Here is a 16,362-nt window from a genome sequence, read left to right as displayed (position 1 = left end):
GCCCCAGCTGGCGCGGGCGCTCGGCAGCGATAGAAACCTAGGCACGAAACAAGACAAACGGCGGCGCAGCCGCTGCCGACCGAGGAGGAAATCATGAGCTATATAACGGGGTTTGCGGTCATGGAAGTTGCCGTGAGAGGCGTCTTGCCCATCGGCGACACGACCGAAAATGTGCCATATTTTATCCTGGACACGGCCAAGAGCGCCGTCGTCGGTCAGGTCATTCTTCCCAAGGCCGTCAAGCGAAGCCTCGCCGTCGCTGTCACCGTCAAGGTTCCGGCCGCAGCCGGTTCATTGGCGATTGGCACGTTTGACGATGGCGGGAATTTCCAGGCCTGCAGCTTCCTCCGCGTAGAGAGCCCCGCTGTCGAACATCCCGACGGCGCCGTCGGACCGTCCGGAAGATGAGGCCTCTCAAGCCGCTGATCCCGAGCGCTCGCCAGCCAGGCCGGTGGGCGGTTTCCGCTTGAACTGAGTTCGAAGCCAACAGGAGCCAGTCATGGCCCGTGCCTCTGAAATTCTTTTTGTCGATCCTTCAGTCTCCGACCTGCAGACGGTTCTCGGCAACGTGCGCCCCGAGGTTCAAGCGATTGTGCTCGACGGCCGCTGGCCGGCGGCGCGGCAGATCGCTGCGGCGCTCGCAGGGCATGAAGGGCTCGACGCGATCCATATTATGGCGCATGGCGCGCCTGGCCGGGTTAGCTTCACAGCCGGAGAGTGGTCGGCCGCCACACTGAAGGAAGATGCTGAGGATCTTGCCGCAATCGGCAGGGCGCTTGCCGCGGACGGTGAACTGCGGCTGTGGAGCTGCGAGACGGCATCGGGGGTTGCGGGCGAGACCTTCGTAACGGCGCTGCAAGAAGCCATCGGCGCGGACGTTTGCGCATCCAGGTCGCTGGTTGGCGCAGCCAAGCTGGGCGGCTCATGGGAGATGCCCGAAAACTTGGCCGGCTCGCGCTTGCCGCCGATGACATCGGTTGGCGTGGCGGCCTACACTGGGGTCCTGGCAGGGGGCAATTTGACGCTCACTGGTACTGTCTCGTCCGGAAGCAGTAAAAGCATCAATACATTTTACATTATCGATACAACAACCAACACCGTTGTCGGCAGCTTCGTTCTTCCATCCTCCGCTAATACTGTTGCCCCAAATTTTGCTATAACGATTTCGATCCCAGATACTTTGCATGACTATGCAATATATGACAGCGGCTTTAACATATATGGCACGCTTATACACAGCGCTGGCGGAACTGCGTTCGCGTTCAGCCCCGATTCTACCAACAACGGCAAAAACGGTGATACATTTGTTGGCGGCAACCTGGCTGTTACGAGCCAAGGCGCGACAGGCCCGGCAGGCCCCACCGGTCCGACCGGAGCCACAGGCGCGACCGGCGCGGGTGCAACGGGTGCGACCGGCGCGACGGGCGCCACAGGCGCGGGTGCGACTGGCGCGACAGGTGCCACGGGTGCTTCAGGCGGGACCGGTGCAACGGGCGCCACGGGTGCTTCAGGTGTGACCGGTGCGACGGGCGCGACAGGTGCTTCGGGTGGGACCGGTGCAACTGGCGCGACCGGCGCCACGGGCGCTTCTGGTGGGACTGGCGCGACGGGTGCTTCTGGTTCGACCGGCGCCACCGGCTCTACTGGTGCGACAGGCTCGACCGGGGCAACCGGTGATACCGGCGCGACCGGTGCAACGGGCTCGACTGGCTCGACTGGTGATACCGGAGCCACAGGTGCGACAGGCTCGACCGGAGCAACCGGTGATACCGGCGCGACCGGTGCAACGGGCTCGACCGGCGCGACTGGTGGAACCGGAGCCACAGGTGCGACCGGCGATACGGGGGCGACTGGCTCGACCGGAGCAACCGGCTCTACTGGTGCGACAGGCTCGACCGGAGCAACCGGTGATACCGGCGCGACCGGTGCAACGGGCTCGACCGGCGCGACTGGTGCTACCGGTTCCACCGGGGCGACTGGCTCGACCGGAGCAACCGGCTCTACTGGAGCGACTGGCTCTACTGGTGCGACAGGCTCGACCGGAGCAACAGGTGATACCGGGGCGACTGGCTCCACTGGAGCGACGGGCTCGACTGGAGCAACAGGCTCCACCGGAGCCACAGGGGCAACTGGCGACACGGGAGCGACAGGTTCGACTGGTGCAACCGGTTCCACCGGGGCGACTGGCTCGACCGGAGCAACCGGCTCTACTGGAGCGACTGGCTCGACCGGAGCGACTGGCTCGACCGGAGCAACCGGTGATACCGGCGCGACCGGTGCAACGGGCTCGACTGGCTCGACTGGTGCAACCGGAGCCACAGGTGCGACCGGCGATACGGGAGCGACAGGTTCGACCGGCGCCACCGGCCCTACTGGTGCGACAGGCTCGACCGGAGCAACCGGTGATACCGGCGCGACTGGCTCCACTGGAGCGACGGGCTCGACTGGAGCGACTGGCTCGACCGGAGCGACTGGCTCGACCGGAGCGACTGGCTCGACCGGAGCAACCGGTGATACCGGCGCGACCGGTGCAACGGGCTCGACTGGCTCGACTGGTGCTACCGGAGCCACAGGTGCGACCGGCAATACGGGAGCGACAGGTTCGACCGGCGCCACCGGCTCTACTGGTGCGACAGGCTCGACCGGAGCAACCGGTGCTACCGGCGCGACCGGTGCAACGGGCTCGACTGGCTCGACTGGTGGAACCGGAGCCACAGGTGCGACCGGCGATACGGGAGCGACAGGTTCGACTGGTGCCACCGGCTCTACTGGTGCGACAGGCTCGACCGGAGCAACCGGTGATACCGGCGCGACCGGTGCAACGGGCTCGACCGGCGCGACTGGTGGAACCGGAGCCACAGGTGCGACCGGCGATACGGGGGCGACTGGCTCGACCGGAGCAACCGGCTCTACTGGTGCGACAGGCTCGACCGGAGCAACCGGTGATACCGGCGCGACCGGTGCAACGGGCTCGACCGGCGCGACTGGTGCTACCGGTTCCACCGGGGCGACTGGCTCGACCGGAGCAACCGGCTCTACTGGAGCGACTGGCTCTACTGGTGCGACAGGCTCGACCGGAGCAACAGGTGATACCGGGGCGACTGGCTCCACTGGAGCGACGGGCTCGACTGGAGCAACAGGCTCCACCGGAGCCACAGGGGCAACTGGCGACACGGGAGCGACAGGTTCGACTGGTGCAACCGGTTCCACCGGGGCGACTGGCTCGACCGGAGCAACCGGCTCTACTGGAGCGACTGGCTCGACCGGAGCGACTGGCTCGACCGGAGCAACCGGTGATACCGGCGCGACCGGTGCAACGGGCTCGACTGGCTCGACTGGTGCAACCGGAGCCACAGGTGCGACCGGCGATACGGGAGCGACAGGTTCGACCGGCGCCACCGGCCCTACTGGTGCGACAGGCTCGACCGGAGCAACCGGTGATACCGGCGCGACTGGCTCCACTGGAGCGACGGGCTCGACTGGAGCGACTGGCTCGACCGGAGCGACTGGCTCGACCGGAGCGACTGGCTCGACCGGAGCAACCGGTGATACCGGCGCGACCGGTGCAACGGGCTCGACTGGCTCGACTGGTGCTACCGGAGCCACAGGTGCGACCGGCAATACGGGAGCGACAGGTTCGACCGGCGCCACCGGCTCTACTGGTGCGACAGGCTCGACCGGAGCAACCGGTGCTACCGGCGCGACCGGTGCAACGGGCTCGACTGGTGCTACCGGAGCCACAGGTGCGACCGGCGATACGGGAGCGACAGGTTCGACCGGCGCCACCGGCTCGACCGGAGCAACCGGCTCTACTGGAGCGACTGGCTCGACCGGAGCGACTGGCTCGACTGGTGCAACAGGTGCGACCGGCGATACGGGGGCGACTGGCTCGACCGGAGCAACCGGCTCTACTGGTGCGACAGGCTCGACCGGAGCAACCGGTGATACCGGCGCGACCGGTGCAACGGGCTCGACCGGCGCGACTGGTGCTACCGGAGCCACGGGCTCGACCGGAGCAACCGGTGATACCGGTGATACCGGTGCAACGGGCTCGACCGGCGCGACTGGTGCAACCGGTTCCACCGGGGCGACTGGCTCGACCGGAGCAACCGGTGATACCGGCGCGACCGGTGCAACGGGCTCGACTGGCTCGACTGGTGCCACCGGAGCCACAGGTGCGACCGGCGATACGGGAGCGACAGGTTCGACCGGCGCCACCGGCTCTACTGGTGCGACAGGCTCGACCGGAGCAACCGGTGATACCGGCGCGACTGGTGCAACCGGCTCTACTGGAGCGACTGGCTCGACCGGAGCGACTGGCTCGACCGGAGCGACTGGCTCGACCGGAGCAACCGGTGATACCGGCGCGACCGGTGCAACGGGCTCGACTGGCTCGACTGGTGCTACCGGAGCCACAGGTGATACCGGGGCGACAGGCTCGACTGGTGCAACGGGCTCTACCGGAGCAACCGGTGATACCGGCGCGACCGGTGCAACGGGCTCGACTGGCTCGACTGGTGCTACCGGAGCCACAGGTAATACCGGGGCGACAGGCTCGACTGGTGCAACGGGCTCTACCGGATCTACTGGTGCGACCGGCGCCACAGGTGCAACTGGCGATACGGGAGCGACAGGTTCGACTGGTGCAACGGGCTCCACGGGAGCAACCGGTTCGACCGGAGCTACTGGCTCGACTGGTGCTACCGGAGCTACAGGTGATACCGGGGCGACAGGCTCGACTGGTGCAACGGGCTCTACCGGCGCGACTGGTGCGACCGGCGCCACAGGTGCAACTGGCGACACGGGAGCCACAGGTTCGACTGGTGCAACGGGCTCCACGGGAGCAACCGGTTCGACCGGAGCTACTGGCTCGACTGGTGCAACAGGCTCTACTGGCTCGACCGGAGCGACTGGCTCAGCCGGATCGACGGGAGCGACCGGAGCGACCGGCCCGGGCGGTGACACAGGTGACCACCACCATGGCAATAACGGCTTTGGCAACGGAGATCAGGATGCACCTGGTAATTCCGGGAACCATAACAATGCCGAAAACGGTCCTGGTCACAAAGCCAACGTCACGACCAATACGCTGGGCCTAAAGGACTCGACGCAGTTCCTGCGATCCGGCTCGACCGACAGTGGTGCCGTCAGCCATGCGTCGTTCCGGCAGCTTGTTGGCCTGGCGGCCAGTTCGGTGACGACCGACCTCCTGAATGTCCTCAATACGATCAGTGGATTTGGTCAGAACCAGAACAAGCCGTTAGGTGCGAGCACCGACCTGATCTCGGACAAGACCAAGCAGGGCGCCGGCTACGCCAACACCGACGACACAGTGAAGAAGGCTCTGAAGGATATTCTGAAGCCGCATGAGTGAGCAGTGAGTGAACCTGGACAGGAAATGGTCCAGATTAAACCAGGCGCGCGGGCTTCGCTGGAAAGCGGACCCGCGCGCTGATCATTCCAGGTTATTAGGTTCCCGACCATGGTCAGCCACCATGACCACACAGGACGAAACGTACGCGCGGACTTCGCGGGAGAGCGGAATTCGCGCGTTCATCATTTCCAAACAGGGATTGGCATCAGAGTCGCGTGGCCGGTCGGTTCGAAGTATAATGCGGCGTTGCCGGAAACCTCGGCAAATACCTCGGCTTGGGCATTTTCGAACCCTCGCCCTGCGTACCGGATGAGAAGTCCATGGTAAACGTGCCCGTAAACGCCGAAAACCAGCCGGCCTCGATCCGTGCCGACGCCGAAGGCGACGTCGCAGCGCGCCAAGCGGGCGGCCACAACGCGGCGGCGCGGACCCCCGGCGGTCCCGCCGAGCGCGACCAGATCGGGCCACGCATCAAGGCAGTACTGCAGGCCGCGCGTTATCATGGCGTCGAACTCGACCCCAACGAACTCGGGGCAGCGAGCGCGGTTCCGACCGCTACCGATCTCTCCGAATGGGCGCAGACCGCCGGCATGTGGGCGCGTGCCCTGCGTATCCGCTGGTCACATCTTTTGCGCTTCCAGGATACCGGACCGATCGTGCTGTTGTTCAGCGATGGCGGCGCGGCCCTCCTGACCGGAGCGAGTGCGGAGCGCAATGTCGTCTTCCTCAAAAGTGCCGACGCGCCGGACGACGGTGAGGCCACCCCGATCGACGAGCTTCGGCTGTCGCGGGTGTGGACGGGCGAGGCGGTGCTGCTGCGCGCGACACGGTCGCACGTGGCGGCGGATGCGCCTTTCACCCTTCACTGGCTCACCCAACTGGTGCGGCTAGAAAGCCAGCCCCTGCGCGACATAGCCATTGCCTCGTTCACGCTGAGCATTCTGACCATCCTGCCGCCACTCATCGTAATGACGCTGGTCAACAAGGTGCTGCAGTTCAACAGCATCTCGACGTTGCTGCTCTTGTCTGCGGTGATTGCCGTGGTCTTCGCCTATGAGACACTTCTTGGCCATGCGCGGCGACTGATCATCAACGTCGTCGGCGCCCGTCTGGACACCAAGCTGCAGTTGCACGTCTTTAGCCGGCTCTTGCGCCTGCCGCTCGACTATTTCGAGCGTCATCCGGCCGGCGAGACGATGTATCATCTGGCCCAAGTCTATCGTATTAGAGAGTTCCTGACCGGAAAACTTCTCAGCACGTTCCTGGATCTGATCACATTGTGCGTGCTGATACCGGTCATGTTCTACATCAACGCCACGCTCGCCTGGGTGGTAATGGCGTGCGCGGCCGTGATCATGCTGATCATCCTTGCCTTTCTCAGACCGCTGCGCCGCAGATACCAGCGAGTGGTCGAAGCCGAGACCTGGAAGTCGGCAGCGCTTGGCGAGACTGTCGTCGGCATCAAGACAGTGAAGGCGCTCGGCCTCGAGCCGCAGCGCAAGGCGCTCTGGGATGAGCGCGTAGCGGAAGCCGGAAAGGCTCGCCTCGCCTTCGGGCAGCTTGCAAGCTGGCCGCAGACGCTGGTCACGCCGATCGAACGCGTCATGGTGCTCGGCACCATGCTGATCGGCGCCTATCTCGCATTGAACGACCGCTCGGGCTATATGGTTGGCAGCCTGTTTGCCTTCATGATGATCTCCCAGCGCGTAGCGCAGCCGCTGGTCGGCCTGGCCCGGCTGGTTGAAGACTACGAGGAGGTCGGTGCAGCTATTGGCGAGGCGGCCTCGGTTCTCAACCGGCCGCTGGAGAGCAGTTCGAATTCCACCGGCCTGAGACCCAGGCTTGTGGGCGAGGTCACTTTCAGCGACCTGACATTCAGCTACATCGCTACAAAGACACCGGCGCTTGACCGGGTCAGCTTCCACATTCCCGCCGGCAGCATGTTTGGCATTGTTGGGCGTAGCGGTTCGGGAAAATCAACGATCGCGCGCCTCCTACAGGGAATCAACCGCGACTACAGTGGCTTCCTCAAACTTGATGGCGTCGACCTCAAGGAGATCAACCTACGCCATCTTCGCCAAGGGCTCGGCGTGGTCCTGCAGGACAATTTTCTCTTTCGCGGGTCGATCCGCGATAACATCATCGCCGGGCGTCCAGGCTTGACGCTTTCCGATGCCATGCGCGCCGCGCACCTCGCCGGCGCCCAGGAATTCATCGAGCGCATGCCCAATGGCTATGACACCTATATCGAGGAAGGTTCGCCCAATTTGTCAGGCGGTCAAAAGCAGCGGCTGGCGATCGCACGCGCCCTCATCCACGACCCGACCATTCTCATCCTCGACGAAGCGACCAGCGCGCTCGACCCGGAGAGCGAGGCAGTGGTAAGCGCCAATCTTATGCGCATCGCCAGCGGCCGCACGATGATCATCGTTTCGCACCGGCTGTCCTCGCTAACAGAATGCGACAACATCCTGGTTATGGATCAAGGTAAGGTCCTTGACGTCGCGCCGCACTCGACACTGCTCGAGCGCTGCGCGCTGTATCGTCAGCTGTGGTCGCAGCAAAACCGGCACCTCGACGGCCGTCATGGCCGCCCGGTCGCCATCCCACCGCGGTTGGTTTGACGATGCCACGACTCAGATGCGCTTCAGGTCCGGTAACCCATGAGTAGCACCTCTCTCATCACCCTCCCCTCTCGGCGGCATCGGATGGAAACGAGGGATCTGACGACGCCAGCCATACTCGAATTCCAGTGGCCGTCGACGGCTGTCGCCAATGCTCCTATTCCGCAGGCGGCGCGGCGCATCGTCTGGATCATCGCGAGCCTGGTCATCGCGCTGATCGCCGTGGCCGGACTGATACCGGTCGATCAGGTTGTAACGGCCAGAGGACTCGTGGTGTCAAAATCGCCCAATATGGTCGTGCAGCCGCTGGAGACGGCGATCGTGCGCTCGATCGACGTTCGTGAGGGACAGCACGTGCAGGCCGGTCAGGTGCTTGCTCGCCTCGATGCGACTTTTGCTTCTGCCGATCTGGCGGCGCTCGGGATGCAGGTTTCGACACTTGAAGCTGAAGTCGCGCGGTTGAAAGCCGAAGCGGACGGCCAGACCTTCAACTATGACGGTCTCGACCCAAGCTGGACCTTGCAGGCATCGATTTTTGAGCGCCGCAAGGCGGTCTATGACGCCAAGGTCGAGAATTTCGACCGGCAGCGCGACGAACTCAGTTCCGTAATCTCGCGGTCGCTATCGGATGCAGATGGCTACCGCCAGCGGCTCGCGGTCGCGGGCTCGATCGAAGAGATGCGCAAGCAGCTCGAAGCAAGGCAGGTGGGCAGCCGCCTCAACACGCTGCTCGCCGAAGATAATCGCGCGGAAATGTCCCGGGCGCTCGGCAATGCCGAGCAGACCGCGCAAGCCGCAAAGCTCCAGCAGGCGGCGGTGGCCGCCGAGCGCGACGGCTATATTCAGGGCTGGCGAGCGGATGTTTCACAGAGCCTGTCCGAAGCCAGTTCGCGCATGTCGGACGCCCGTGAACTTCACAACAAGGCAAAGCTGCGTAAGCAATTGGTCGAGCTGAAGAGCGAAGCAGACGCGATCGTTCAATCCGTGGCCAAGGTCTCGGTCGGTTCGGTCCTGCAGTCCGGCGAGCGCTTGATTACGCTGGTGCCGGCCAACGCGCAGCTTGAAATCGAGACAAACATCGTCGGCCGCAGCAGCGGCTTTGTGCATATCGGCGACCCGGTGGTCATCAAGTTCGATACCTTCCCCTATTCGCAATACGGCCTTGCTCATGGCACCGTGCGGACGCTCAGCCCTGATTCCTTCTCTGCGCAGGATCAGGCGCGCGATCCGAACAGCTCACTGGCCATGCTGCCTTCGGACGCCGAACCGTTCTATCGCACGCGGATTTCCATCGACCAAGTCGCCCTCCACGGCGTGCCTACCGGTTTCACCGTGAGCCCTGGCATGCCGGTGACCGCCGACGTTAAGGTCGGCCGCCGCACAGTGCTCAAATATATTCTCGGTGTGATGCTCCCGATCGGCCAGGAAGCCATGCGGGAGCCATAGCGCAGGGTGTTTTCGGAGGCTCGGATCGATGACAATCCTGGATCGGCTGACTGTCTTGGCGTCCCCGGCGGCAGCGTTGCGCCGAGCGATCCAGCTCTCTGACAGCGGCAAGCCCGCAGAAGCCTTTCCGCTGATGGCGACCGCGGCGCGCGCGGGGATCGTCGAGGCCGAGTACCGGGTCGCGCGTTGCTATCTCGAAGGCTCGGGTGTGCCGCCAAGCCGTATGGAAGGGGCGCGATGGCTGCTGCGGGCAGCCAACCACGGGAGCGCCGATGCGCAAGCGCTGCTCGCTGCTCTCTACCTGACCGGGCTGGTGGCTAAGGAAGGCGACGGCAAGGGCTCCGAATCCGACCAATTGTTCATGGCGGATTCCTCGGGCAAACCGGACGTCACAGCGGCGTTCGATTTTGCCACCAAGGCGGCTGAGGCGGGCTCGGCCACCGGACAGGCGATCCTCGGCTATATACTTACCAGCGGTCCCAAAGCAATGCGCAATGCAGATGCGGCGCACCGATGGTACGAGAAGTCGGCTTCTGCCGGCTGCGCCGAGGGGTGTCTCGGCTTTGCCCTGTCGCTCGCCCGTAGTGGCAAACGTGAAAACAGGGTCAGGATTGCAAACGAGGTAAGACGCGCCGCCGACGCCGGTCTGCCGACCGCAATCTACCTTCTCGCGGTCCTTACCGAGCACGGGCTCGGCGTCGTGCGCGACATCAACGCAGCCGTTCAACTCTATCAGGCTGCTGCAGAAAAAGGCCTTCCCTCCGCTCAGTTCCGGTTGGGACTGGCACTGATTGATGGTGCATTTGTCGACCAGGACATATCTGCTGGAGAGGCGTGGATGCGGCGCGCTGCATTGGCGGGCAATATTGAGGCTGCCTATCTCCTTGGCGATCGCTATGTAAAGACGCAGCGGCCGGATTTTGCAGAATCCGCAAACTGGTATCGGCGGGCGGCCGAAGCGGGCCATCAGGCCGCCGCCCGCGCTTTGGCCTCGCTTTATTTGACGGGCAACGGCGTGGCTCAGGATCTCGAAGAAGGGGCACGCTGGCTACGCGCCGCTGCACTTGGCGGCAATCAGGAAGCACAGGTCGATCTCGCCAATCTTGTTCTCGAAGGAGCCGGCGAGCCGGATGATCGTGCAAGCGTTGCCGGATGGTTCGAAGCGGCCGCTTCATCGGGGGACCTGATCGCCGCGTTCAATCTTGGGCTCTGCTTCGCCAATGGCGTTGGCGTCCGCCAGGACGAGGGCCAAGCGGCGCAATGGCTAAGGCGCGCGGCTGAAGGTGTCGCCGAGGCGCAATATATGTACGCCCGTCTCCTGCAAGATGGACGCGGCGTGGTGACCGACCTATCGCAGGCCCGCCTCTGGTTTGCTCGGGCGGCCAATGCCGGCCTGCTCGACGCCCAGGTGGCGCTTGCCGAGATGCTGCTCAATGGCCGCGGTGGCGCGCGTGAGCCAAAGGTAGCTATGCAGCTGTTCGAGCGGGCCGCGCTCGACGGTCACGCTGGAGCGATGTTTGCACTTGGCGCGATGTATGGAACTGGCCAGGGCGTGCGGGTCAGCCAAACGGCGGCGCAGAAATGGTACTCCGCCGCTGCTGGACGTGGGCACGGCCAAGCCCAACTCATGCTCGGGCGTTATTTCTCAAGGGGTATCGCTGGGGAGCGCGACCCGGCAGCCGGGAGCGCGCAGCAGCACTCGGTATTAGTGAAGCGGCCGACGAACTTGCCGAACTCGCCCCGGGTTGAGACCCGCATAGTGCGAGCGCGCCAAACGCATGTCAGCCACGAATGAGAATCCAGCGGATTCTAGGTTTGGTGCGGAAGCCAATTGCCCCCCTGGCGGTCATATATCCGTGCTCCGTTTTCCTTCATCTGGTTGCCGATCAACTGGGTCGTGCCGTCGAGTTCTGGTCCGCAATGCGCGCCTGGGTGACCGTGCTGACGGCGCCAACCTCGGCAAAGGCGAGTCGCTTCCCCATACCATCTCTGCTCGATTTGCTGAACGGCGGCCCTTTAAGCGGCCATTTCATTCAAGGAATCCCGCCTGACGAAGCTTCGTAAGCAAAAGCGCGATGGCGCCCGTGTAGCTAACGCGGGCTTGCTCAGCCATCGGCAGAGAACACCACACGGTTAGTTCGACAATTTTGTCCTCGTCGCCGTCTATCGGAGCGGAGCTAAGTTGCCCTTGCTTGTCCATAATGATTGCGACGGTGCCATTTGCACCATACCCAATTGCCGCCAACCTCTGGATTCGCATGTCGCCATCGACGCGAACATCGAACAGGATGGAACCGTCCGTTTTCTCGGCGACATCACTCACTCGATCGAAAAACGGACGGGTCATCCCGCCAGCGTTGGCAAGAGATTGCTCCAGTAAGACTAGTTCAACGTACTCCGCCTTCATACGGCAAGAGTGCTCGGCCTGCCTCGCGGGACCAATGACCGTTGAAGGCTTATCCACACCAAACACCCATCCATCTAAGTTGTTTTTGAATGATGGAAGGAGCCGGGGGCGGCAGAGCGCTCTATCGCCGACTTACAGATCGTGCCTTATCGCGCTGAGGCCGGCAGCCTGGCGCAGTCTGCATCGGAGCTGAATGGACGCGGGCTCGGATCGAGGATGTCGAAGAAGGCCGACAGCCTCCGTGTTCGACCACGATGAAGGTCTCGATTTTGGGGCCGTCCGCGCCGCTGCCTTTCAGTGTATGCTTATCTGGCTGGGCTTACGACTTTCGCGATGCTGAAGGCAGGGAAAGGAGTGCACCTCATCCCTGCCCTCATCCCTGGCGCCGAGTGGCCGTATCGGCGCGCGCGAGCACATCTGAGACGGTACCACCCACATGGGCCAGCACGGCAACAGATGTGATAGCGCGCCGCCAGCGATGACGCACAGTCAGCCTGATGCCTGCGGATGATCGCGAGCGCAAGAACGCCCGGAGTCTGCTGGGCTGAATTCCCGCTGCGGCAACTATTATCAATAAGGTTAGACCCAACTTGCTCCTTTAAAGGAGCCTCTTGTCCTCTGGTTCCGTTGACAAAAAGCCACTACCCGATACCTTTTCACGACCATACTGAAACTTACGACGATTTTTTCCGTGGCATTGGATGAATGCCGTCAATGGGTTCGATACCCCTATCTGGAGAACGGTCGTTGGATATTGAAAAGCGGCAAGGTCCACGGAGGGCGGCGGGAAGAGTTGGATCGACTTGTTCCGAACCCTTCGGGGCTCTCGCCGTTGGTCGTCCACTCTTTGAAAACTCGTTATCGATATTGAACCGGACTGGTGCTTGGCATATCGCAAAGGACCTTTGCCAGGAGTTCGTACCACAGCACGCACGGGTTCGATATTGGAGACTTGGCGCGGTGGCTCCCGGAGGGCTGGCGCGCAAGATCGCGGCAAGGCTGATGATGCTGGAAATCAATTGGCTTAAGGATAGCCAATATTGCTTGATCGGCAGCAAAGCCGCTGATGGCTACAGCCGGGTTTTTCTCGATCCGCTCTTTGTGCTGAGGTCAGAGCTGGCTGAAAAAGATGTCGTGCTCTGCCATGACGTCGGCCCTTTGAGCCACAGCTTCCTCTATGACCCTGGAACCGTTGAGAATTACCGTGTCGCATATGAAAAAATCCGCAGACACAGGCCCGGGATTGTTTTCGTCAGCGATTGGTCGAAGGATAATTTCGTCTCCATCTATGGGTCAAATTTCCGATTCCTGATCACCATTCCGCTGTACGTGCGTACGGGCCTGTTTGATGGATCCCTGGAATCCCTTCCTGCTGTCAAAGGGCCATTCTTCTTGACTGTCGGCGCCTTTGAAACACGCAAGAACCAGATCACGGCGCTTGAGGCATATCGAAACGGCGGGTTCTACAAGCAAGGTATCAAATACGTGCTTTGCGGCTCGCGAGGCGACGGCCGCGAGAAGATCATCGATCTTGCGAAATCGATACCAGGGACGGTGCTGCCGGGATATGTGCCGGACAGCCAGTTGCGATGGCTCTACGCGAACGCTGAGGCATTCGTTCTGCCGAGCCTTCTGGAAGGGTTTGGAATGCCCGCCTTGGAGGCGGCCCATATGGGCCTCTTACCGATCGTCTCCGAGAGAAGTGCATTGGTGGAAGCGGTGGAAGGAGTCTGCGTGCAAGTTCCTCCACACGACACGACTGCAATCGGACAGGCGATGCGGCAAGCGCTTTCACGCAGTTCGAGCGAAAAGGCACAGGCCAGCCGCGAACTGCGGGACGTTGCCTCGCGCGCTTCTAAACAGCGCTTCCTGCAGGGCTGGCGAAGCCTGCTGCTGGGCGGATAAAGCAGGCCGGACGTTTCGTTTAGGCGTGGGCGTACCTCGCCTCTGGAGTAGCTGCCAAAAGGGCAGGCCTCGCGATATCACAATCGCAAATTGCCCGCTGCCAACGCAAGCCTACATTTATCAGCTCGTCCTAGAGCCAAAGACACATGGCACTGCATACGGCTGCTGAGATCGCGCAAATATCACAAGGAGTCGGCGAAGCAGTGAATGGCTACGAAAGCAGTAGTCCAATTTTCCGGCATCGCTGGCAAAACAACTCGAGTGGCACTGGGCGTCGCGTAGCGTTCCGGTCGCCTAAGCGGCATCGATAGCAGGCATGGGCTGTGCCGCCTGATAGCAATTGTGTCTTTCAAATCCTGCTGCCATGCGTAAGGCGCTGACCCTGGTGGCGGAGACGACGGCGATTGCGATGCAGAAGATGGGGCCTGGGTCAGCGCTGCCGCCTGACACCGAGTTGGCAATTATGGCGGCGAAGGCGGCGTTCCTGATGCTCATTGCGACTGCAGCCGTCTCAGGCGTCACCCATTGTTGTACCCCGCCCAATCCCCTGGTCAGGACACCGAGCAGCATGGCCATCATCAGAGACCCAAAGAAGCCAAGCTGGGACAGAACCGCGATCGGCCAGCTCGATGCCCTGGAACTGCCGAAGCCCACGCCAAGGCCACTGGTGTCAACGAACGACTGCAGGCTCTTGAGGTTCCAATAGGTGCGCTCGTTGCCCGAGGCGGAAGCTGCCTTGTTGATGATGGTGCTGTTGATGAGCCTGACGAAGGGATCCAGCGCGTCGGCCCGGTAGAGGCTCACGCCCATAACAAGGGCCACGCCCAGCACCATCAGGACGGTGATCAATATCTCCTCCCGCTCGACTCGTCCCCTGAGAACTGATGCCAACATTGAGAGGGCGACCGGAATGCACAGCAGAGTGAGGCCAACATAGGCGGTCGAGGACGTCGACAGGATGGTCAGGAAAAGCAGGATGGCCGACAGCCACTGGGCGAGACGGGACCTGGTCATTCTCCAGTATGTATAGGAGAATGCCAAGCAGGCCAGGGAGGCGCCGGCAAACGAAGAGGCCTCGGAAAAAGGTCCTGTGATGCGTGCGAAACCGGCCTCGTAGGCGTCACTTATGATCGCATAGTTGGCGGTTCTGATCGGGGCGAGTACGTCGCCCACGCCGGCATTTTTGCTGACGAAATCAATCAGCCCCATGCCAGCATGCAGGCCGCACCACAAAAAGAACCCACGGCGTAGCTGGTCTATCCTGTCAGAGTGCAGCAACAGGGTGCAAAGCGCGATGGTCGTGAGCCCACCGAGAATGAAATAGCCTGTCTGAGAGGTATTGCCTGAAACCGGAGCCAGCGAAGCTTCCACGACGGTGCCGCGGATTTTCGACTGGACAAAGACAGCCGTCTGCCCGGCGAAGAACCTTGGAAACAGCCACGCTCCAATAACTGCGTAAACCATAGCGCCCGCAAGAACCCAGACCGCGCGGATGCTCCCAAACACCTTTCCTAAGTCGATCCATATATGTCGTCTGGCAGCGACGGCAGCGACGAGCAGAGCCTCGAACATGGTGTAGATGAGCGGAGAAGACCCACCCAAAAAAGTCAGGGTCATAACGGCGGTAGCGCCGAATGCCTGGGAAGCAATCAGCCCAACTATCAGCATTCCTCGGGAATAGTATGCAATGATCAGAATGGCCGCGCACACCAGAAGACCCGGCAGAGAAACCTGCATTGCTGACTGAGCCTCTCTCCCTGTTGGTCATTCTAGCGTTCGAAAGACGCTATCCGATGAGTGCATCATTCGACAGGTGCATAGCTTGGGCAAGAGAGCCAAACGGCGTAGTCCTGCTTTCCGCAGGAAGCCGTAGCCCCGAGCAGCGGCAGATCCCACGGCGCAAAGTTATTTTGCCGGTGAGCCTGATAAAATGGCTGCCAGCCTGGTGCCCAAATGTCGTGTTGGTTGCCTGCAGCTGGAGAAGCAAAGCGCGGCATAGGCCGACACGTCCGGGACCCTTCGACCCGCCGGCCGTTCCGATTCCGGCCTACCCCTTCCTGCAAACGGATAATTGGCAAACGCACCCTAAAGAACGCCTCGACGGCGCGAAACGTCACTCTTATACACAGGCCAGCGGGCAGGTTGTGCTTACAATCGTGAAATGACGTGTTAAGTTGGAGATTATTGGGTGCTCTTGGTGACGGGGTGGGTTCTCGAGAGTTCCATGAGGAGGATAAGCGGTATGACCGCCCGTGTTATACATGGCCCATTTGGCCCTAAGCAGATGATGCAACTCAGGGAGATTTACGAACGGGCGCGGGCTGTGACCGCCCAGTATCCCGAATCCCACGTTGCCAACAAAGCCGCCAAGAAGTTGATCGATGCCTTCGAAACCGTGACCTCCAGCGATGCAAGGGGTGGGCGGTGTCTGAGTGAGACGGATCCCCAGGGAAACGCCTGAGGTCCAAGCGTTAAGTCCAGGAGCATCTATCCGCCTGCCAGCCAAGCTGGCAGGCGGATTCTTGTTTGCTGTCCCGGCGCGCCGCTCCCATAAAACGATAGGGGAGCCACTGGGGCGGGCGAGTGGCTCCCCTATCCTGTCTTCG

Annotated in this window: 9 protein-coding genes and 1 pseudogene; 8 read left to right on the top strand and 2 right to left on the bottom strand. The window is 62.2% G+C overall.

The genetic code is table 11. The features are described from left to right. The first annotated feature begins 93 nt into the window (after positions 1-93). The 6 genes and pseudogenes from AC3CCE_RS00505 to AC3CCE_RS00480 all read left to right on the top strand — a co-directional run bounded on the left by AC3CCE_RS00505 (position 94) and on the right by AC3CCE_RS00480 (position 11,239). A complete protein-coding gene (locus tag AC3CCE_RS00505) occupies positions 94-408 on the top strand; it encodes a hypothetical protein (RefSeq protein WP_155923361.1) in 315 nt (104 codons plus the stop codon). Positions 409-499: 91 nt separating this feature from the next. Next, a pseudogene (locus tag AC3CCE_RS00500) lies at positions 500-994 on the top strand (DUF4347 domain-containing protein); the annotation flags it as partial. Between the two features lie 4,200 nt (positions 995-5,194). Further along, the gene (locus AC3CCE_RS00495) at positions 5,195-5,374 is read left to right on the top strand and encodes a hypothetical protein (protein ID WP_023715472.1); all 180 of its coding nucleotides are present in this window, start codon (positions 5,195-5,197) and stop codon (positions 5,372-5,374) included. A 320-nt stretch (positions 5,375-5,694) separates the two neighbouring features. Next, entirely contained in the window at positions 5,695-7,998 is a 2,304-nt protein-coding gene (locus AC3CCE_RS00490) for a peptidase domain-containing ABC transporter (protein ID WP_023697332.1), read from the top strand. Positions 7,999-8,037: 39 nt separating this feature from the next. After that, positions 8,038-9,444: an HlyD family type I secretion periplasmic adaptor subunit gene (locus AC3CCE_RS00485; protein ID WP_023697333.1), complete on the top strand. Its 1,407-nt coding sequence runs from the start codon at positions 8,038-8,040 to the stop codon at positions 9,442-9,444. A gap of 28 nt (positions 9,445-9,472) precedes the next feature. Then, positions 9,473-11,239 carry a tetratricopeptide repeat protein gene (locus AC3CCE_RS00480; protein ID WP_352625220.1) on the top strand — a complete coding sequence of 589 codons (1,767 nt, stop codon included), beginning with the start codon at positions 9,473-9,475 and terminating at the stop codon, positions 11,237-11,239. 234 nt (positions 11,240-11,473) lie between these two features. Here the strand turns inward: AC3CCE_RS00480 and AC3CCE_RS00475 are convergent, their stop codons facing one another. Then, the gene (locus AC3CCE_RS00475) at positions 11,474-11,908 is read right to left on the bottom strand and encodes a hypothetical protein (RefSeq protein ID WP_245260159.1); all 435 of its coding nucleotides are present in this window, start codon (positions 11,906-11,908) and stop codon (positions 11,474-11,476) included. A 945-nt stretch (positions 11,909-12,853) separates the two neighbouring features. Here AC3CCE_RS00475 and AC3CCE_RS00470 point away from each other — a divergent pair. Continuing rightward, entirely contained in the window at positions 12,854-13,756 is a 903-nt protein-coding gene (locus AC3CCE_RS00470; RefSeq protein WP_245265588.1) for a glycosyltransferase, read from the top strand. A 294-nt stretch (positions 13,757-14,050) separates the two neighbouring features. On the opposite strand, the gene AC3CCE_RS00465 is transcribed toward AC3CCE_RS00470, so the two are convergent. Next, positions 14,051-15,493 (bottom strand): hypothetical protein, encoded by a 1,443-nt coding sequence (locus AC3CCE_RS00465; RefSeq protein WP_023697337.1) that lies wholly within the window; start codon positions 15,491-15,493, stop codon positions 14,051-14,053. A gap of 505 nt (positions 15,494-15,998) precedes the next feature. On the opposite strand from AC3CCE_RS00465, the gene AC3CCE_RS00460 reads away from it, so the two are divergent. Further along, positions 15,999-16,217 (top strand): hypothetical protein, encoded by a 219-nt coding sequence (locus AC3CCE_RS00460; protein WP_023833439.1) that lies wholly within the window; start codon positions 15,999-16,001, stop codon positions 16,215-16,217. The last annotated feature ends 145 nt before the right edge of the window (positions 16,218-16,362 follow it).

Source organism: Mesorhizobium sp. P160187, assembly GCF_057766425.1.
Note: the sequence above shows the minus strand (reverse complement) of the source record. Positions and strands in the feature narration are given on the sequence as shown.

Coding starts and splice junctions, on each gene's coding strand:
- AC3CCE_RS00485 (WP_023697333.1), top strand. CDS start 8,038: ATGAGTAGCACCTCTCTCATCACCCTCCCCTCTCGGCGGCATCGGATG.
- AC3CCE_RS00470 (WP_245265588.1), top strand. CDS start 12,854: ATGATGCTGGAAATCAATTGGCTTAAGGATAGCCAATATTGCTTGATC.
- AC3CCE_RS00460 (WP_023833439.1), top strand. CDS start 15,999: ATGACCGCCCGTGTTATACATGGCCCATTTGGCCCTAAGCAGATGATG.
- AC3CCE_RS00505 (WP_155923361.1), top strand. CDS start 94: ATGAGCTATATAACGGGGTTTGCGGTCATGGAAGTTGCCGTGAGAGGC.
- AC3CCE_RS00490 (WP_023697332.1), top strand. CDS start 5,695: ATGGTAAACGTGCCCGTAAACGCCGAAAACCAGCCGGCCTCGATCCGT.
- AC3CCE_RS00465 (WP_023697337.1), bottom strand. CDS start 15,493: ATGCAGGTTTCTCTGCCGGGTCTTCTGGTGTGCGCGGCCATTCTGATC.
- AC3CCE_RS00480 (WP_352625220.1), top strand. CDS start 9,473: ATGACAATCCTGGATCGGCTGACTGTCTTGGCGTCCCCGGCGGCAGCG.